Source organism: Kitasatospora sp. NPDC008115 (genome assembly GCF_042957205.1).
GTDB lineage: Bacteria > Actinomycetota > Actinomycetes > Streptomycetales > Streptomycetaceae > Kitasatospora.
The window spans coordinates 102204-120985 of sequence record NZ_JBIBHU010000018.1 but is presented as its reverse complement, the minus strand read 5'-3'; the positions used below and the strand labels follow the sequence as shown (position 1 = coordinate 120985).

Sequence of the window (18782 nt, the reverse complement as noted above, 5' to 3'; positions counted from 1 at the left end):
AACGGCCCGCCGCCCGGGGCCGCCCGGCGCTTCAGCCCTCCCGCACGACGACCGTGCACAGCCGCTTGGTCGCCCGGGTGAGCGCGACATAGAGGTCGCGCTCACCGCCGGGGCGGGCGGCGGTGATGCCGTCGGGATCGACGACCACGGCCGTGTCGAACTCCAGGCCCCGGGCCTCCGAGGCCGGTACCAGTCTGGACAGCTCCGCCACCCCGGCCGCCGTCAGCGCGCCGACCGACGCGTCCGGGCAGACCACGCCGATCAGCTCGCCGGGGTGCGCGGCCGCCTGCTCGCGAAGCTCCGCGCGCAGGACGTCGACCAGTGCGCCGGGCGAGGCCTCCAGGGTGCGCGGCCGCTCGCCGTGCCGGACCGAGCCGACCGGCGGCTGGTCCGGGGCGATCCTGGCCAGCAGTTCGCGGGTGGTGGCCAGGATCTCCTCGGTGGTGCGGTAGCTGACGGTCAGGGTGCGCAGATCGAAGCGGCCGCCGAGGTGCGGGGCCAGCGCCTCGTGCCAGCCGCGCGCGGTGGTCGCCGGACCGGCCTGGGCGAAGTCGCCGACCAGCGTCATCGACCGGCCGGGGCAGCGCCGCAGGACCATCCGCCACTGCAACGCGGTGAACTCCTGCGCCTCGTCCACCACCACGTGCCCGAACGCACGCTCCGGCGGACCGTCCAGCAGGCCCGCCGCCTCGTCGAGCAGCGGCAGGTCGGCGTCGGTCCACGGCGCGTCCGGGGCGCGCAGCAGCAGCGCGCGCTCCTCGGGGGTGAACCCCGGCAGGTGCGCGGCCAGCGCCCCGGGGTCGCCCAGCAGGGCCTCCACCACGGCGACGGGCGTCAGATGCGGCCACAGCTCCTCGACGGCGCGCTCGACATGGGCGTCGTCGAGCAGTTCGGCGCGCATCGCGTCGACGTCGAACCCGGGGCCCTCGTCGGCCGGACCGGCCTCCAGGCCCAGATGGCGCAGGTCCGCCGCCGCGACCCGGTCGAGGTCGATGCCGGTCAGCTCGGCGACCTCGGCGTCGATCCGCGCCAGGGTCTCGGCGGCGCCCCGGGCCAGCGCGGCGGTCACCGAGTCCACCAGCAGCTCCTTGAACAGGAGCCGGGCCCGGTGGTGGGGCAGCCCGCCGGCCCGGGCGGCGTTCCGGACCCGGGCGACCTCCGCCGCGTCCAGCCGGACGTCCTCCTTCCCGACGCGCACCTCCAGGCCGCCGTCCGGCGCCTGCCGTGCGCGCACCACGTCGGCGAGCGCCACGGCGAGCGCGGCGTCGCCCTTGAGCCGGGCCACTCCCGGCCGTTCGGCACCGCCCGCACCGACCGCACCGCCGGCCGCAACCGCCGCGCCGTCGCCGGCCAGTTCCGCGCAGGTCGCGAGCACGACGTCGTTCTCGCCGAGCGAGGGCAGCACCTGCGAGATGTATTCCAGGAACCGGGCGTTCGGCCCCAGCACCAGGACGCCCTGCTCGGCGGCCTTCGGGAAGGCGTAGAGCACATAGGCGGCGCGGTGCAGCGCGACCACCGTCTTGCCGGTCCCGGGGCCGCCCTGGACCACGGTGACCCCCCGGTGCGAGGAGCGGACGATCGCGTCCTGCTCCGTCTGCAGGGTCGCCACCGCGGTGCCCATCCGCCCGGTGCGCCGCTCCTGGAGCGCGGCGGCGAGCGGGCCGTCGCCGACCACGTCCTCGGCGGTGGGCTCCGAGCCGTCGAGCAGCTCGTCGCTGACCCCGACGACGGCGCGCTCGGCCACGCGCAGGTGCCGGCGCCGCCGCAGGCCCATCGGGTGCACCGGCGTCGCCTCGTAGAACGCGCGCGCCGCGTCCGCCCGCCAGTCGACCAGGGCCGGCAGCTCCTCCTCGTCGCGTTGCAGGCCCAGCCGGCCGATCCGCAGCGCCGTACCGTCCGCCAGGTCGATCCGCCCGAACACCAGGCCGCCCTCGGCGCCTTCGAGCCGCCGCACCTCCCGGGCGAGCCGTTCGGCCGCCGACTGCCGCTCGTACGCCTCACGGGCGCCGTCCGCCCGGGTCGCGAGCGTCACGGCGAGCTGCGCCCTGGTGTCGGCGAGCCGGTCGTCGAACAGGGCGACGACGGCGGCCACCTCCGCCCGCTCCAGTTCGACCTGGCGTACCACGTTCTCCTCGGCCTGAGGCACAGGAAGCGCTCCCCTCTCGGTTACGGCCTGCCACTATGCGAGGTCGCGCGGGGAAAGTAAATGTTGACCTGCAGCCCCGAGTTGTGTCCGCGCCCGGTCTCCTCCGCCCCCGGTGCCCCACCGGGAACGCGACCGACCGGACGCCCGGCCGCGTGGCGGCGGCCCGGTGTCCGGTCGGCGGGGGTCGGGTGCGGGCGGGGTCAGGACTCCTTGACCACCACCGTCTTGGCGGGCTTGTCGTGCAGCGCCTGCTGGTACGGCTTGTCCCACAGCGGCCACAGCACGTTCAGCAGCGCGAACAGCGAGCCGATGCAGTAGACGGCGTTGGGCAGCGTGTAGAGCGCCGCGCGGCCCACCAGCGAGCCCTCGGCGGGCTTGCCGCCGGTCCCGAGGTCGACGACCCGCAGCTTCATGACCTTCTTGCCGACCGTCTGGCCGCCCTGGGTCACCAGCAGCACGGCCTCGTAGGCGAACGAGAGCATGGCCGCGAGCACGTAGTACAGGATCGAGGCGCCGACCACGGCGTAGAGCAGCACGGTGGGCACGAGCAGCACGCCGGTGTCGATCAGCCGGGCCACCAGGCGCTCGCCGATCGGGGCGAGCGGCCGGCCGCCGGGCACGGGGCTGCCGCCGAAGGCGCCGGGCTGCGGGTGCCCGTGCGGCCAGGAGCCCTCCGGCGAGCCGTAGGGCTGCTGCGGGGGAGTGCCGTAGCCGGGCTGCCCGAACGGCTGCTGCTCTCCGTAGGGGTGCCCGTACGGGGCCTCCTGCTTGTACGGCTGCTGGGCGCCGCCGTAGGGGTTCTGCTGCTGCTGACCGTACGGGTCGGACCCCTCGTACGGGTTCTGGCCGTGCCCCGTGGGACCGTTGGTGCTCATGGTGGCTGGCTTCCCTGCCTCGGCGATGGTGGTACGCCTGTTCTACCGACCGCCGTCCGCCTCGGGAAGACGGATCGGCGGTTCGTTACCGATCGGGGTCACGGCTGTCGCCGAGCCTCGGGGGCCGGACTCCGTTATGTTCGGAAATGCCGGATTCAGCCTTCGCCGCCCACCGCGGCGGCCCGACCAGGGAGACGGCCATGACCGGTGCACCAGAACCCATCAGCGAGGCCGGCCGGAACGCGTTGGAGCGCGAGCTCGGCGACCTGCGCACCGAACGCGACGCCGTCGCCGCCACCCTGCGCGGCGGCGAGGAGGTCGGCGACCGGGCCGACCAGGCCGACGAGTTGCAGCGGGCCGACCGGCTCGACCGGCTGGACGACCGGATCACCGAGGTGGAGGGGCGGCTGCGGGAGGCCGCCGCCGCCGGGGCGCCGAAGACCGGGAGCGTCGGCGTCGGCAGCACCGTGACCCTGCGCTTCGCGGACGCCGACGAGATGACCGTGCGGATCGGCGAACTCGCCGAGGAGTTGGACCCGGAGCTGGTCACCGCCGACAGTCCGCTCGGCAAGGTGCTGCTCGGGCGCCGGGCCGGGGAGACCGTCGAGTACGACGCGCCCGGCGGGCGGACCACCGCGCTCGTCCTGTCGATCGGCGACGGCGAGGCGGCGTAGCTCCGGCAACGGCCTCGGCGGTTTCGGCGGTCGCGTCGGGCTCGTCGGCGGCAGGGCTTCAGCCGGGGCGCCCGGGCACCCAGAGCGGTACCGGGGCGGTGGGCGCCATGTGGCGGGCCGCGTGGGCGTCCAGGACGGCCAGCGCCCGCAGCGGGTCGCCGTCGGTGAGGTCCGCCAGCGCGTCGGCGGCGGTGCGGGCGCAGGCGAGGACCAGGGCCAGCAGGTCCTGGCGGCGGCAGTGCTCCCGGACGTGGGCCGCGCACCGCTCGGCGACGTACGCGGTGTGGGCCGCGCGCTCGGCCTCGGCGGCCGGGCCGCTCCCGGCGGTGGCCGCGCGGACCCCGTGCCAGAGCAGGACGAACGCGGCGGGCTCGGCGGGGTGGGCCGCGTCGGTGAGCCGCGCCCACTCGCGGGCCTCGGCCGACTCCAGGCCCAGCCGCTCCAGGGCGGCCGGGCCGTCCCCGTGGTGGCGCCGCAGCACCAGCTCCGCCGCCTCCCGCACCACGGCCAGCAGGACGGCCTCGGCCGGCACCCTCAGGCCGGGCGCCGCCGGGTCGGCGAAGGCCAGCCAGGCGTCGGCGAACGAGGCCGCCCGCAGCCGCCCCAGCCAGGGCGCGGACCCGGCCGCGGGCGCCGACCGTTCCTCCACGGCGAGGCGGATCAGCCCCAGCCCGATGAGGTCCGGCGCGCCCGCGTCCGGTCCCAGCCCGATCAGTTTCGTCCTCACTGCGTGCCCCCCGGTCAGCGGTCGTCACTCGTGGAGGGTCATCCCATCACAGTGCGACGCGGACGAACGGGATCGTCGCCCCGATGAGACGTACGACACGCGGGGGGAAGGCGGGCCGGGCCGCCGGCGGTCAGCCCTGGTCGGAGGCCTCGCCGGCCGCCTCCGGCGCCGTCTCGCGGAGCTCGAAGGGAGAGAGCGCGGGGAAGTACGTCCGCAGGAAGTCCGTGACGGCCCGCTCCTGCTCCTCGGGCGACAGCAGGTCGCGCGTCCCGTCCGCGAGGCAGAAGTAGTCCGCCCAGCGCTCGTCGTGGAGCTGGGCGAGCCGGCCGAGGTCCTCGGTGCTGTCGGTGACGAAGTAGCCGTCGTAGAGGTGGCCCTCGACGGTGCGGGCGGTGGCGTGGCCGTAGTGGATGGCCAGGGTCACCGGCGCGAGGTCGTCGGCGGAGCGGAACGGCGAGCGGACGGTGTCGTGCAGCTCGGCCGCGAACCGCTCGGCGCTCTCGGCCAGCACGCTGCGGCGCAGCGGGTGCGGCGAGTGCTTGAGGGTGCGCGGGTAGGTCTTCCCGACGGCGGCGGCCAGCGCGCCGCGGGTGTTCTTCTGGGCGGCGACGTACACCGAGTCGCCGGACTCGGCCTCGCCGGGCGGGATGATCCGGTTGTCGGGGAAGTACCGGGGCATGCCGTTGCCGAGGAAGAAGTCCTCGGGGACGAGCGGGCGGCCGAGGAAGACGTCGTCGTTGAGGTAGAGGAAGTGCTCGGCGAGGTCCGGGACGAGGTGCAGCCGGGTCTCGATGGCGTGCGAGTTGAACACCGGGCCCGCGTCGGTGCCGGCGAACAGCTCGCGGTGCGGGACGACGGTCAGGCCCGGGTGCGCGGTGTCCAACCAGTGCGGCGTCTGGTCGTCGGTGACCAGGTGGATCCGCCGGATCCAGGGCGCGTTGGCGGCGAGGGCGCGCAGGCAGTAGCGCAGCTCGTCGCGGTTGCGGAAGCGCTGGTCGGCGTCGCCCGCGATGCCGCTCTCGGCGACGCCGTCCTCCTCCGCGATCGGGGCGGCGGTGTGCGCGAGGCGGGCGCGGGCGGCGGCCCTGCGCTCCTGCCAGGCGGGGTCGGAGTCGTCGACCCAGGTGATCACGGCGTCGACCGGGAAGTCGACCTGCTCGGGGAGCGAGGCGGCGAAGACGTCCAGCAGCGGGAAGGGCCGGCCGCCGATCGTCGTGGTGGAGGTGGCCTCCAGCGAGGGCACCCACCAGCCGAACGGTGTCTCGTCGATCGAGGCGATGGCGCCCTCGGAGGGGGCGGCGGAGTCCCAGAACTCCAGGTCGCAGCCGGTCTCGGGGCCGTACAGCAGGGTGCCGAGCACCGCCGGGCGGTAGATCCGCACGCCCTTGACCCGGTCGGCGGGCCAGATCGGGTCGGCCTGCTCGGGGGGCGTCGCGTCGTCCTGGTCCAGCCCGGCGTCGGGCCCGTCGTCGTTCGAGTCCTCGGCCGTGTTCTCCTGCGCGTCCTGGGCCCCGGGCTCCAGCAGGGCGACCGCGCCGGGCAGCTGCTCCGCGAGCACGGTGGTGAGGGTGCGGCCGTGCTCCAGCAGGTCGGCGTAGACGGCCTGGCCGGCGAACGCGGCGGCCAGCGCCTCCAGCACGGCCGGCCGGTCGCCGGGGCGGATCGCCAGCCGGTGGCGGGGGTGCCGGTCGGGCACGATGCCGTGGTTGAGTCCGGCCGCCCGCAGGGCCTCGCTCACCTCGGCCAGGTTGCCGTCCCTGCGGTCGGCGGGCAGCAGCGTCCGGCGTTCCTCGGCCAGGTGCTCGCGGTGGCGCACGACGCCCGGGAGCATGCCGAGCAGCTCCCCCTCCCGTGCGGACCGCTCCTCGCCGAGCCGCTCGTACGGCGACCGGGGCTCCTCCGCCGCGACATCCTCGTGCCGGGCCTCCTCGTGGTCGGCCTCCTCGTGCGCGGTCTCGGGAACCACCTCGTACACGGCCTCGACCGCGGCCTCCTCGGCCGCGGCCTCCTCCGGTGCGGCGGCGGCCGGGGCGTCGGGCGTGCCGTCGGCGGGCCGGTTGCGGCGGGCCAGCGAGGCCAGCGGCCGTATTTTGGCCGCGAGATTGGCCGGACGGATCGGCAAAGGAAACTCCAGGGCTCTTGGTTCAGGTGTCGGGTGTTTCACGTCCCCCGAAAAGCCGCCGGGCTCTGCGCCGCTCCTCCGGCTCTCTTCCTCGTTGGTGCCTGACCCGTGTGCACCCGACGGGGGCGCAGGTGGGACGGGTTTCCGGTCCGCACGAGATCGTATGCGACCAAGAGAATTCTGTGTTGAGCAATGATAACAATCGCATGTCCTTTTGGCCCTGCGGGGCGATGGCCGACGGGTTCCGTCCGTGGTGAATGGTGTGCGGTCCGACTGGCGTGGCGTCATCAATTCGCCGATTCACCGGATTTGTCACGTATTCGCGGGCCGGTGACCCCCGGTCGCTGCTTTGGCATGGACGGGTCATCCATCCGAGAGTGCCCTCGGTGCACCTACATATGCAGAGCATCGACATATGACGAGAGTTGGCCTATGGTGGTCGCCAGGCGGGCGGCCGGCGCCGGAGAACGGACGAGCCGTGGGGGTGTGGGCGCCCGCCGCACAGGCGTGGCCTGGCGTGCGGCCGGGCCCTCGATCTCCCGTGGGAGGACCGCAGTGCACCATCGTTTCCGTTCACCCAAGCCGCTCGGCATGGCGATCGCGGCCGTCCTCGGCCTCGGCCTGGGCGTGCCGCCCGCCGTCGCCGCGCCGGCCGCCGACACCGACCCCGTCCCGGGGCTGGTCGCCGGAGCGGACACCGGCGCCCCGCAACTGGTCACCGGGCTGGCCGAGCGGGCCCCCGGCGCCACTGCGGCCGACGCGGCGCGCTCCCACCTGGCCGCGCACCAGGACCGCTACCGGGTCGACCCCGCGCAACTCGTCGAGACCGGGACCGAGCGGGCCGCCGACGGCCGCCGCACCGTCAGGTTCGCCCAGCGGCACGGCGGCATCGCCGTCTTCGGGGCCGCCTACCTGGTCCACCTGGTCGGCGAGGGCGACGGGCAGCGGGTCGAGTCGGTGGGCGGCAAGTACTTCACCGGCCTCACCGCCCCGACCACGCAGAGCGTCCCGGACGAGGTGCTGCGCCGGCTCGCGCTCGGCGCGGTGGAGGACCCGGCCGCCCGGGAGGGCGCCACGGCCGACGACCACGGCCTGGTGGTGCTGCCCGGCGGCACCGGCCGGCTGGCCCGGCACTTCACCGTGCGCGGCACCGACCCGGCCGCCTGGGCGGCGAAGGCGCGCGAGGTGTTCGTGGACGCGACCACCGGCGTGATCGCCCTCGCCCACGACGCGCGAGCCCCGTACCGGGCCGCCGGCGCGGGCGCCGAGGCCGGCGGGACGGCCGGGAGCGCCGCCGGGGCCGTCGAACCCGCCACGGGCACCGCCCCGGACGTCCACGGCAACCCCGTGCCGGTGAACCTCGGCCGCCTCCCGGACGGCACCTACCGGCTCACCGACCTCACCCGCCCCGCCGTCATCACCACCTACGACGCGGCGGGGCGCGACTTCCTGGAGGTCAGGGGCGGCATGCCCACCGACCTCTTGCCGGTGGCCTCGGCGACGCCCGAGTTCCCCGCCTCGGCCGCCGCCACCGGCGCCGCAAATGCGCACGTCAACGCCGGCATCGTGTACGACTTCTACCGCGACCGGCTCGGGCGTCAGGGCATCGACGGGAAGAACGGCCCGATCACTGCGGTGGTCAATGCCACCAGCTTCGGCGAGTCGATGCGGAACGCCGCCTGGGACGGCCGGAAGATGATCTACGGCAGCGGCGGCGACAAGGAGTACCCGTTCGCCGTGGCGCTCGACGTGGCCGGCCACGAGATGACCCACGGGGTGGTCGAGAGCACGGCCGGGCTGGTCCTGGCGGGGCAGTCCGGCGCCCTCGACGAGGCCGTCTCCGACTACTTCGGCAACGCGATCGAGGTGACCGCCCGCGGCCTGTCCATGGACGACCCGCGCGCCGCCCTGCTGGGCGAGAGCCTCTGCCGCACCGGCACCCCCGAGGCCTGCGCCGGCCGCCGGCTGGACGACCGCCGCACCACGGTCGACGACTACGTCGGCGCGGCGGCGGACATCGACAACAGCGGTGTGCACCTGAACTCCACCATCATCGGCGGGGCGCTGTGGGACATCCGCCGCGGCCTCGACCCGCTGACCGCCGACCGGCTGGTCTACCGGGCGCTCAGCGAGTACCTCACGCCGCTGGACGGTTTCGTCGACGCCCGCAACGCGGTGCTCGCCGCCGGCCGCGCGATGGGCCTCAGCCGGGCCCAACTGCGCACCGTGGTCGGGGCGTTCGACGCGCACGGGATCAAGCAGGGTTGGCAGCGCCGGATCGGCGCGGACAGCCGCGTCGTGCTGGGCGACATCCCCAGCAGTCTCGTCGCCCCGGACGTCGCCGGCGGCCGTTGGGTGGCGGGCACCTCGGGTCACGGCTTCGGCGGCAGCCTCGGCGTGCTCACCGGCACCGTCGCCGGCTCGGCCGAACCCGTCGCGCTCAGCCCGCAGGACGGCCGCTCGCACGGCTGGCCCGCCACCGACGGGACGACCGCGGCCTGGGTCGCCATGGGGGCGGACGCGAACGGCGTCTGGGGCTGGGAGGTGTTGGCCCGCCCGGTCGACGGCGGCCCGCTCCGCAGCCTTCGGCGCGCCCCGTACCAGGTCCTCTCGGACGTCCGCGTCGCCGGCGGGAACGTCGCCTTCCGGGTGAGCGACTCCACCGCCGGCCGCGCCCGGCCCGCGCTGTCGGTGAACGGTGCCCCGGTGGTGGAGATCCCGCTGCCCGACGGCCACGACGCGGCCGACCTCACCCTCCAGGGCGACCTGCTCGGCTGGATCGAGACGTGGACCTCCGGCGAGCGGACCGTGTCCGCGCCGACCGTCTACTCGATCGCCAAGGGCAAGGTCGTCGCCCAGTACGTGCTGGACGGCGCCGCCGCCACCACGGCCGGCCAGGCCCGGCTGGCCGGCGGCCGCCTGCTCTGGGTGGAGCGGCCCGACGGCGGCGGCACCGGCAGCTCGATCCGCTCGGGCGCCGTGGACGGGTCCGGAGTGACCGACCTGGTGACCGGCTCCGCCGCCGACCGGCGCGACATCGTCGGCCTCACCGCCTCGGACCGGGCGGTGACCTTCAGCCACCGGTTCCGCTGGGAGGGCGGCGCCGTCCGCAACGCCGAGCTGCCGAAGCTCTGGCAGCTCCCGCTCACCGGCGGCACCCCCCAGCGGGTCTCCTGCAACCGCGGCGGCCAGTACATGCCGGCCGCCGACCGGGGCACCAGGGTGCTCTGGCTGGACGCCACGGCGGGCCGCACCGACCTGGTCGCGCGCGAACACGCGGCCGGCACCTGCTGACCGAGGGACGGCTGCCCCGGGGTCCGCATCCAGGGCGCCCGACCCCGCGCCCGGACCCCGTCCGCCCCTCGGTCGCCCGCCCGGCCGCTGCTGCCCGCAGCGCCCGGGCGGGCCTTCGGCATCCCGTCCGAGTGGCTCCCCCGGTACCGGGAGCGGCGCCCTTTCCAGGAAGCGGCGCGGTGCGCTATGCCTGTGGTAACCGAACACGGAGGAACCCTGATGGCCACCGCCGGGAACCGTCGCACACCGGGCACGCCCGCACGGATGACCCGTTTCGACGAGATCTACGACCGGCCGGACCCGCGATCGTACTTCGGGGTGCTGGGGGCGCTGGAGTACCGGACGCCCCACCACGCCCAGGGGGTGTTCCGCGGGCTCCTGGGGCCGGCCGGCCTCTCCGGGGGCCGGGGACCGGCGGGTGGGCCGCGGGCCACGGTCCTGGACGTCTGCTGCTCGTACGGCATCAACGCGGCGCTGCTCAACCACGCGGTCACGCTGGAGGACCTGCGCGAGCGCTACACCTCGCCGCAGGTGGCCCGGCTGACGACCGCCGAGCTGATCGAGTCGGACCGCGCGTACTACGCGGCGCGCCGCCGGCCGGACGCGGTGCCCGTCGTCGGCCTCGACATCTCCGCTCCGGCCATCGCCTACGGGCGCGCGGTCGGCCTGCTCGACGAGGGGTTCGTGGAGAACCTGGAGACCGCCGCGCCCAGCCCGGAGCTGTACCGGGCCACCCGCGGCACCCGCCTGATCACCCTGACCGGCGGGGCGAGCTTCCTGTCCGCCCGCACCTTCCGTCCCCTGCTGGAGGGCATGGCGCAGCCGTCCTGGGTGGCCGCCTTCGTGCTGCGCACGGGCTCCTACCGGCCCATCGCCGACGGACTGGTCCCGCTGGGCCTGGTCACCGAGAAGGACACCTCCCGCACCTACCCGCAGCGGCGCTTCACCGACCCCGCCGAGCGGGACTTCGCCATCGCCGCGGTCGCCGCGGCGGGCGACGATCCGCGCGGCAAGGAGACCGACGGCCGCTTCCACGCGGCCCTGCACCTGACGCGGCCCGCCGCCGAGGCCGCCGCCCGTCCGCTGCGCACCCTGCTGCCGGGCGGCTGAGCCGGGCGCTCACGCCCGCGCCGTGGCCGGCCGCGGCACGGAAGGTGAACCGGGGCGAATCGGCATCAATCACCCCGTACTGGGTACCAACACCAACGGAGCGGTCGTGGAGTACCACCGCCGACCGTTCCCGCGCCCGTCGGGCGCCACCTGGACCGTCGCTTGAAGAAGCCGGGCAGTGGTCTTCGGGAAGAGGAGCCGCGGTACGCGCGGGCGCTTGCGCCCTACGTTCCTCGCGGCCCAGGCGTTCCCGCTCCCTGGAGAACCGCCGTGTCCACTCCGACACTCCGAACCGGCCACCGTGCCGAACCCCCGCCGGTCCCGTCGACGACCACGCCCTCCGGATTCCCGGACGGGCTGCCGCCGGACCTGCCCCCGCGCCCCACCGAGGCGCAGCTGCGGGTCATGGGCAAGACCGAGGCCCGCGAACTCAGCGACGCGCTCTTCGAGCGGATCGCCGGGCTGCCCCGCGAGTCGCACGCCTACAGCTACGTGCGCGGGACCATCATCGAACTCAACATGCCGCTGGTGCGCTTCATCGCCGGCCGCTTCCGCCACCGACCGGAGGACATGGACGACATCCTCCAGGTCGGCACGGTCGGACTGATCAAGGCGGTCGACGGCTACGACCCGGGCCGCGGCGTCGAGTTCCTGACCTACGCCATCCCCACCATCGCCGGCGAGATCAAGCGGTTCTTCCGCGACACCTCCTGGCCCGTCCGCGTCCCGCGCCGGATGCAGGAGTTCTACCTGACCGTCGCCCGCGGCTCGGACCGGCTGGAACAGCGGCTCGGCCGCCTCCCGCGCCCCGAGGAGATCGCCGAGGACCTGCACCTCACCGTCGACGAGGTCGTCGAGGGGCTGGTCGCCGGCCGGGTCTACCGGCCCAACTCGCTGGACGCGCTGCGCGACCAGGACACCGACGAGTCCGGCAGCGCGCTGCTGGACCGGCTCGGCTCCTGCGACCCCGGCATCGAGCTGGCCGAGTTCCGCACCGCCGTCCGCCCCCTGCTCGGGCGGTTGCCGCGCCGCGAGCAGGTGGTGCTCAAACTGCGCTTCTGGGAGGACCGGACGCAGTCCGAGATCGCCGAGCGGATCGGCGTCTCGCAGATGCACGTCTCACGACTGCTCTCCGCCACCCTCGCCCACCTGCGCGAGCAACTGGAGGACCGCCAGGCGGACGCCCGGCCGGCCGCTCCGTCCGCACCCGGCTGACAACCCGCGCCCCTCCGGGTGTTTCCGGCCCCCCGCAGCGGTTAGCCGCGCTGCGGGGGGCCGTCGGCGCGAAGGAGGAGAAGGGCCGTGTCACCGAAGGTTTCCGACCACAGCCTGGAGCGACTGCGCGCCTGGGACGTCGAGTACGTCTTCGGGTACGACGGCGTCGGCCTGCTCGCGGCCTGGGTCCGGGCCGACAACCGCCCCGCCTTCGTCCAGGCCGGGCACGAGGAGACGGCGGCCTTCGAGGCCGTCGGCTACGCCAAGTTCTCCGGCCGCACCGCGGTGTGCGCCGCCACCTCCGGGCCCGGCGCGATCCACCTGCTCAACGGCCTCTACGACGCGAAGCTCGACCACGTCCCGGTGGCCGCGCTGGTCGGCCAGACCGACCGCAGCGCGATGGGCGGCTCCTGCCGGCAGGAGGTGGGCCTGCTCAGCCTGTTCAAGGACGTCGCCGCCGGGGCGAGCGAGGTCATCACCATCGACCGCCACGCCCACCTGGTCGGCGGCTGCCGGATGTCCGGCGGCCCGTGCGAGGGTGCCGTCGACCACCGGCTGCGCGCCTTCGCCGTGTCCAACCTGCTGATCACCGACGGCAGCGTGCTGCCCACCCAGGGCAGCGCCGACCCCGCGCCGGCCATCATGGCCCTGGTCGACCGCGCGGCCGCGCTGCTCGCCGGCGGCGCCCGGTCCGGACTGCGGGCGCCGTCATGAGCACCGTCGAGCGGATCGGCGTGCGCGTCTGCACCGTCCCCACCGACAGCCCGGAGGCTGACGGCACCCTCGCCTGGGACCGCACCATCCTGGTCCTGGTCGAGGCGGTCAGCGGCCGCCACACCGGCACCGGCTGGACCTACGGCGCCCCGGCCGTCGGCGCCGTCGTCCACGAGGAACTCGCCGCCCTGGTCTCCGGCCGCGACGCCCACGACACCGCCGGAGCCCACGAGGCGATGAACCGGGCCGTGCGCGACACCGGCCGCCCCGGCCTGGCCCTCGCCGACCAGGGAGTCACCTGCTTCGAGGAGCCCGTCTCCTCCGACGACCTCGCCGGCCCGCGGCTGGTCCGCGACGCGGTACGGCCCGGCGTCACCGCGGGGGAGTCCGGCTACGACCCCGAGGAGCACCCGCCATGACCCACCGCCGGCCCCGGCCACCCAACGGCACCGCGATCGCGCCGGACGCGCCCGCCGGGCTCACCGTCCGCGCCCGGCCGTGGGCCCACGGCACCGTCCTCGCCCTGCACGGCGAACTCGACCTGGACTCCGTCGTCGTGCTGCGCCACGCCCTCGACCGCGCCCTCGCCCTCCCCGGCACGGTCGTCGTGATCGACTGCGGCGACCTGGCGTTCTGCGACTCCACCGGCGTCAGCGTGCTGCTGGAGACCACCACCCGCGCGGCCGGCTTCGGCAGCCGCATCGAACTCGCCCGCCCCCGCCCCCTGGTCCGCCGGGTACTCGAACTCACCGGCGCCACCGACGCGTTCGCCGTCCACGAGGCGGTACCGCCGTAGCCCCCGCCTCCGGGAGGAACCCCATGACCGCCAGCCCGGCGGCGCTCTTCGACGTCGACGGAACGCTGCTCGACACCACCTACCTGCACACCCTCGCTTGGTGGGAGGCGCTGCGCCAGTACCGGCGCACCGTCCCCGCCGCCCGGGTGCACCGTGCCGTCGGTATGGGCGCCGACCGGCTGCTCGACCACCTGCTGGGGGAGGACCGCGACCGAGGCGACGACGAGGCCGTCACGGCCGCCCACGACGCCCTCTACGCCCGCTACTGGCCGGTCGTGCGTCCCCTGCCCGACGCCGGCGAACTGCTGCGCTCCTGCGCCCGCAGGGGCTGGCGGGTGGTGCTGGCCAGCTCCGCCTCGGAGCGCGAACTGACCGCGCTGCGCGCCGCGCTGGACGCCGACGAGGTGATCGCGGCGGTCACCACCGCCGACGACGTCGCCGCCACCAAACCCGAGCCGGACCTCGTTCGGGCCGCCCTCGACCGCGCCGACAGCGCCCCCGAGCTGGCGGTGTTCGTCGGCGACACGCTCTGGGACGTCACCGCGGCCGGCCGCGCCGGGGTGCCGTGCGTGGCCGTCGAGAGCGGCGGGCACTCCGCCCAGGACCTCCTCGGCGCCGGCGCCGCCGAGGTCCACGCCGACACCGGTGAACTGCTGGCCGCCCTGGACACCAGCCTCCTCGCCCGGCCGCCGGTACCGGGCTGAGGCGGTTCCCCCGCGCGGGCCCGGCGGGACCCGGCGCAGGCCCCGTCCGACCGGGTAGCCGTCGGGGCGTCCGACCGCACCGCCGGCCCCGAGGAGACCGCCATGGGCCAGGAGACCATGATGGACCGCCGCGCCGAACGCCCCCGGCCGCAGCCCAGGACCCGCACCGAGGGCCGGCCGCTCGACCCGGTCGCCGGCCTCCAGCCCGACCTCACCCGGGCGATCCTGGAGGCGGCCGAGCGGATCGGCTCGCTGCTCAAGGCCAAGCACCACCCCTTCGCGCCGGCCGGCGGCGTGGCCGCGTACGCCCACGGCGCGGTCGGCGTCGGCCGCGGCGCCCCGGCGGCCCGCCACCCGGCCCAGGCCTTCGGCCGGGGCCGCCTGACCGGCCCCCGTCCGTTCGACCGGGCCGGGTCCGGAACGCGATACTGGAGGCACGGACGGCTCCGCCCGTCCGGCGGTTCCGCGTGCGCGCCCGGCGTCCGGGTGTCCGGCCGAGGGCACGGGGCAGGCGCGCGGCGGAACCCACCCCACCCGGGGAGACCGTCATGCAGCTCGCCTTCCTCTCACCGCTCCTCGACCGGCCCGGCCCCTGGGCCTCCGTCTACCGAGACACCTCGCGCGGCACCGAGGACGCCGCCCGGCGCCGCGCCCTCGTCGACCGTGCCGCCGTCCGCCGGCTGGCCGCCCTCGGTGCCGATGAACCCACCCGCGCCGCCGTCCGCGACCACCAGGCCGCCGAGCCGGCCTCCGGCGCACCCCTCGGCCGGGCCGTCTTCGCGGCCTGCGGCGGCGTCGCGCTGGACGTCCCGCTTGCCGCCTCGCCGCCCGGCGTCGACGCCGCCTGGGCACCCCTGCCGCACACCGCGCCGCTGCTCGGCCTGCTCGGCGACACCACGGCCGCCTGCCTGATCGCCACCGTCGACCGGACCGGCGCCGACCTCGACCGGCGCGATCTCGGCCGCACCGCGCCGATGGGCAGCGTCGACGTCCTCCGGTGGCAGGGCCGCGGCCACCGCGCCCCGCCCGCCGACCGCTACGAGTGGCACCACCGCCACCGCCGCGAGGACGCCTGGGACCGCACCGCCGGCATCATCGCCGACCACCTCGCCCGGATCTGGCCGGAGAGCGGAGCCCGACTGCTCGTCCTCACCGGCGACGCCCCGAGTGCCGCGCCGTCCACCGGCGGCTGCCGCGGCGGCTGCTTCCCGACACCGGGGAGCTCGACGGCGGCGGACGGAACGGCGGACGGAACGACGGCGCCGCCCGCGCGGCCTTCGAACGCCGGCTCGCCGAGGCCTGGTCCACCCACCGGGCACGCCGCCCGGACAGCGTGCTGGACGCCTTCCGCACCGGCGTCGGCCGCCCGGGCGAGCACACCGCCACCGCCGAGGGCGTCGAGACCGCCCCCGGCGCCGCCGCCCAGGGCGTGCCCGCCGTCGTCGACGCCGCCCGGCAGCACCGGCTCGCCACCCTGCTCGTCCAGGAGGGCGGCCACGACCCGGAGCGGCCGGTGTGGACGGGCGCCGCACCCGGCCAGCTCGGCGTCCGCCGCAACGACGTCCGCGCCATGGGCTTCCCCGACCCCCGGCCGGCGCCCGCCGCCGACGCCCTGATGTGCTGCGCCGTCGCCGACGGGGCCGATGCCCTGGCCGTCCCCGCGGCCGTGCCCGGCCCGGCCGGGGGCCTCGGCGCCGTGCTGCGCCGACGGGAGTGACCATGCCCGGTCCGCCTTCGGCCGCGGGGCAGGAACCGCCGCGCCCGGACGCGCCTCGCCCCGCCCCTGACGAGGCCCGCCCGGACGCGGCGTCGGGCGCCGAGGAGACCGCCGTCCTGCGCGAGGCCGTGGACCGGCTGCGCACCGAGGCCGAGGGGCTGCGCCGGGCGATGCGCAGCCGGGGTGTCATCGAGCAGGCGAAGGGTATGCTCACCGAACGGCTCGGCTGCACCCCCGACGAGGCCTTCGAACACCTGGTGCGCCTCTCCCAGGACACCAACCGCAAGGTGGCGGACCTCGCGGCGGGTCTGGTGGGCGTCGCCGCACCACCGCCCGAGGAGACCGGGGACACCGGAGGGGAACGGCGGGCCGCCCGGCCCGCGCCCGGCCCGCCGCTGCCGGAGGGCCAGGAGCCGACCGGTGCCTTCCCCGACGGCCCGGAGCCGTCCAGACCCCGGCCGCACCCGCCGGGAACGCCCGGCCAGACCCCGGCCCCCGATCTCGCGGCGCTCTTCCACCTGGCCTCCTCGGCCCTGGCCACCACCGACACCCCGGAGGACCTCGCCCGGGTGCTGCACGAGGTGGCCCTCGCCCCCGTGGGCGTGATCGCGCTCGTGCTCGGCCTGCTGGAACCCGACGGCGCACTCTCCCTGGTGGCCGGCCACGGCGTGCCCGCCCACCGGCTCAGCCAGTGGCGCCGCATCCCGCCGGAGACCGGCGTGCCACTGGTCTCGGCCGCGCACGGCGGCGGCATGGTCTGGGAGTTCGACCCCCCGGAGACGGCCGCCGGGCAGCCGGTCACCGGCCGGATCGTCCCCGGCCGCAGCGCCTGCGCCGTCCCGCTGCACCACGGCGGGCGGATCATCGGCGCGATGAGCCTCGGCTGGGCCGGCCCCGCCGAACGGGCGCGCGCCGCCACCCGTTACGTCAACGCGCTGGCCGGTCCCGTCGGCGGGCAGCTGCTGCGGGTGGCCGCCGGCGACGGCGGCGAGCCGGCCCTCGCCGTGGCCGGCGGCGAGGCCTGGCTGCGCGGCCTCCTGGACGCCACGTTCTCCCCGGTCCTGGCGCTCTCCGCGGTCCGGCCCGGAGGCCGCGGCGGCCCGGTCACCGACCTGCGCGTCGCCTACGCCAACCGGGCCGCGGGCGGCACGGGCCCGGCCGCCCGGGGCCGGCGCCTCAGCGAACTGCACCCGGGCCTGGTCGCCACCGGGGCGTTCGCCCGGATCCTGCGGGCCGCGCTGGACGCCGTCCCCTACGAGGGCCCGGCCGAGGGCTTCAACCCCGGCACCGGCGGGCCGGCCCGGACCGTGACGATCCGTGTCACCCCCTTCCTGGACGGTCTGCTGCTCACCTGGCGCCCGCGCAGCGGCCCGACCGAACGGGCGGCCCACCTGGCCGAGGCCCAGCGGCTCTCTGGCGTCGGCAGCTTCCGGTGGTCCACCGGCGACCGTGGCCCGGACTGCTCGCGCGAGGCCCTGCGGCTGCTCGGCCTGGGCGGCGCACAGCCCGCTGTGGTCCCGGTCGCCGCCCTGCTGCACCGGGTCTGCCCCGAGGACCGGCCCGCCGCCGGCATGCTCGTCCGCCGCCTGCTGGCGGGTCAGCACCTGACCACCCTGGAGTTCGGCGTGCCCGGCGCGCACGGCGCGGCCCCGCGCGTCCTGCGGGTCGTCGCCGAGTCGCTCACCGACCCCGGCAGCGGTACGGCGCGCACCGTGCACGGCGTCGTCGAGGACATCACCGGTCGGCACCACGCCGAGGAGCAGCTGACGGCGGTCCGCTCCCGGCTGGCCGAACAGCGCCGCCGGGCCGCCGCCGAGCACCGGTCCGCCCGGGCCCTGCGGACCGCGCTGACGGCGGCCTCGGCCGCCACCGAGCCGGACACCGGCGGGCCGGAGCACGCCGTACGCCCCCTGCGCGGCGCCGAGAACCCCCGGTCGGCCGGGGATCTGTGCGACCTCCTGCGGCTGCCCGGCGGCCGCTACCTGCTCGCGGCCGGCGGCGTCGGCCGCCGCGGTCCGGCCGCCGCCGTCCGGGCGGGCGAGGTCCGCAACGGCCTGCGCGCCCTCGCCCACACGGGGGCCGGCCCGGTCGAACTGCTCGACGTGCTCAACGCCATGCTCTGCGAGCACAACGGCCACCGGACGGTCGGCGCCGTCTGCGCCCTCTACGATCCGCGCGCCCACGACCTGCTGTGGAGCGCCGCCGACGAACTGCCCCCGCTCCTGCTGCGCGCCGGCGAGCCCGCCTTCGCCCCCGGCCCGGTCGGCCCCGCCCTCGGCGGCCGCCCCGGTGCCCGGTACGACGAGTCCGCGCTGCGCCTCCAGCCCGGTGACGTCCTCCTGCTCGCCACCCTCGGCCCCCCGGAGCGCACCCCCAGCGGCGCCCGCGCATCCCGCCTCCTCGCCGCCGTCCGCCCCGCACCCACCCCGGACACCACCCTGGCCGCCCACCTCGACCGCATCGCCGGCCACCTGACCACGGGCGCCTCCCCGGTCGACCACGGCCTCCTCCTGGCCGTGCGGGTCCCGGAGGAGGGCGGGCGGTGACGTGCGGCTGCCCGCCGCCCTCGCCCTCCGGCGCATCGGGTACCCGGTCCCCGGCCCGCGCGGGCCGGACAGCGGGTCATCCGCCGGGCGGGCGCCCCCGGGCCTGCCCGCGCCGTGACGGCCATCGGCCGGACAGGTTCGG

At 76.5% G+C, this 18782-nt stretch carries 14 protein-coding genes and 2 pseudogenes; 12 read left to right on the top strand and 4 right to left on the bottom strand.

Features of this window, described 5'->3' with window-relative positions; genetic code table 11:
* Positions 1-31: 31 nt before the first annotated feature.
* Together ACFZBX_RS23005 and ACFZBX_RS23000 are read right to left on the bottom strand one after the other, a co-directional pair.
* The gene (locus tag ACFZBX_RS23005) at positions 32-2146 is read right to left on the bottom strand and encodes a HelD family protein (protein ID WP_391535644.1); all 2115 of its coding nucleotides are present in this window, start codon (positions 2144-2146) and stop codon (positions 32-34) included.
* Positions 2147-2346: 200 nt separating this feature from the next.
* Positions 2347-3021, bottom strand: coding sequence for an RDD family protein (locus ACFZBX_RS23000; RefSeq protein WP_391535643.1), 675 nt, complete (start codon positions 3019-3021; stop codon positions 2347-2349).
* Between the two features lie 200 nt (positions 3022-3221).
* On the opposite strand from ACFZBX_RS23000, the gene ACFZBX_RS22995 reads away from it, so the two are divergent.
* Positions 3222-3695, top strand: a complete 474-nt coding sequence (locus ACFZBX_RS22995) for a GreA/GreB family elongation factor (protein ID WP_391535642.1) — start codon at positions 3222-3224, stop codon at positions 3693-3695.
* 58 nt (positions 3696-3753) lie between these two features.
* Here ACFZBX_RS22995 and ACFZBX_RS22990 read toward each other — a convergent pair whose 3' ends face one another.
* Together ACFZBX_RS22990 and ACFZBX_RS22985 are read right to left on the bottom strand one after the other, a co-directional pair.
* Positions 3754-4422 carry a hypothetical protein gene (locus ACFZBX_RS22990; protein ID WP_391535641.1) on the bottom strand — a complete coding sequence of 223 codons (669 nt, stop codon included), beginning with the start codon at positions 4420-4422 and terminating at the stop codon, positions 3754-3756.
* A gap of 130 nt (positions 4423-4552) precedes the next feature.
* Positions 4553-6544, bottom strand: a complete 1992-nt coding sequence (locus ACFZBX_RS22985) for a Stealth CR1 domain-containing protein (protein ID WP_391535640.1) — start codon at positions 6542-6544, stop codon at positions 4553-4555.
* 555 nt (positions 6545-7099) lie between these two features.
* Between ACFZBX_RS22985 and ACFZBX_RS22980 the strand changes: the two genes are divergently transcribed.
* The 11 genes and pseudogenes from ACFZBX_RS22980 to ACFZBX_RS22930 all read left to right on the top strand — a co-directional run bounded on the left by ACFZBX_RS22980 (position 7100) and on the right by ACFZBX_RS22930 (position 18640).
* On the top strand, positions 7100-9838 hold the full coding sequence (locus ACFZBX_RS22980) for a M4 family metallopeptidase (protein ID WP_391535639.1): 2739 nt from the start codon (positions 7100-7102) through the stop codon (positions 9836-9838).
* Positions 9839-10102: 264 nt separating this feature from the next.
* Entirely contained in the window at positions 10103-10948 is an 846-nt protein-coding gene (locus tag ACFZBX_RS22975; RefSeq protein ID WP_391535638.1) for a hypothetical protein, read from the top strand.
* Positions 10949-11218: 270 nt separating this feature from the next.
* A complete protein-coding gene (locus ACFZBX_RS22970) occupies positions 11219-12163 on the top strand; it encodes a SigB/SigF/SigG family RNA polymerase sigma factor (RefSeq protein ID WP_391535637.1) in 945 nt (314 codons plus the stop codon).
* An 87-nt stretch (positions 12164-12250) separates the two neighbouring features.
* Positions 12251-12646, top strand: a pseudogene (locus ACFZBX_RS22965) (thiamine pyrophosphate-binding protein); the annotation flags it as partial.
* Positions 12638-12877, top strand: a complete 240-nt coding sequence (locus tag ACFZBX_RS22960; protein WP_391535678.1) for a GMC oxidoreductase — start codon at positions 12638-12640, stop codon at positions 12875-12877. The pseudogene ACFZBX_RS22965 and the gene ACFZBX_RS22960, both read left to right, overlap by 9 nt.
* Entirely contained in the window at positions 12874-13296 is a 423-nt protein-coding gene (locus ACFZBX_RS22955) for a hypothetical protein (RefSeq protein ID WP_391535636.1), read from the top strand. Before ACFZBX_RS22960 ends, ACFZBX_RS22955 begins: the two co-directional genes overlap by 4 nt.
* The gene (locus tag ACFZBX_RS22950; RefSeq protein WP_391535635.1) at positions 13293-13673 is read left to right on the top strand and encodes an STAS domain-containing protein; all 381 of its coding nucleotides are present in this window, start codon (positions 13293-13295) and stop codon (positions 13671-13673) included. Before ACFZBX_RS22955 ends, ACFZBX_RS22950 begins: the two co-directional genes overlap by 4 nt.
* A 23-nt stretch (positions 13674-13696) precedes the next feature.
* A complete protein-coding gene (locus tag ACFZBX_RS22945) occupies positions 13697-14377 on the top strand; it encodes an HAD family hydrolase (RefSeq protein WP_391535634.1) in 681 nt (226 codons plus the stop codon).
* Between the two features lie 548 nt (positions 14378-14925).
* A pseudogene (locus ACFZBX_RS22940) lies at positions 14926-15683 on the top strand (hypothetical protein); the annotation flags it as partial.
* Between the two features lie 27 nt (positions 15684-15710).
* Positions 15711-16094 (top strand): hypothetical protein, encoded by a 384-nt coding sequence (locus ACFZBX_RS22935; RefSeq protein ID WP_391535681.1) that lies wholly within the window; start codon positions 15711-15713, stop codon positions 16092-16094.
* A 2-nt stretch (positions 16095-16096) separates the two neighbouring features.
* Entirely contained in the window at positions 16097-18640 is a 2544-nt protein-coding gene (locus tag ACFZBX_RS22930) for a SpoIIE family protein phosphatase (protein WP_391535633.1), read from the top strand.
* Positions 18641-18782 lie beyond the last annotated feature (142 nt).

Coding starts and splice junctions, on each gene's coding strand:
- ACFZBX_RS23000 (WP_391535643.1), bottom strand. CDS start 3,021: ATGAGCACCAACGGTCCCACGGGGCACGGCCAGAACCCGTACGAGGGG.
- ACFZBX_RS22995 (WP_391535642.1), top strand. CDS start 3,222: ATGACCGGTGCACCAGAACCCATCAGCGAGGCCGGCCGGAACGCGTTG.
- ACFZBX_RS22975 (WP_391535638.1), top strand. CDS start 10,103: ATGACCCGTTTCGACGAGATCTACGACCGGCCGGACCCGCGATCGTAC.
- ACFZBX_RS22955 (WP_391535636.1), top strand. CDS start 12,874: ATGAGCACCGTCGAGCGGATCGGCGTGCGCGTCTGCACCGTCCCCACC.
- ACFZBX_RS22950 (WP_391535635.1), top strand. CDS start 13,293: ATGACCCACCGCCGGCCCCGGCCACCCAACGGCACCGCGATCGCGCCG.
- ACFZBX_RS22945 (WP_391535634.1), top strand. CDS start 13,697: ATGACCGCCAGCCCGGCGGCGCTCTTCGACGTCGACGGAACGCTGCTC.
- ACFZBX_RS22930 (WP_391535633.1), top strand. CDS start 16,097: ATGCCCGGTCCGCCTTCGGCCGCGGGGCAGGAACCGCCGCGCCCGGAC.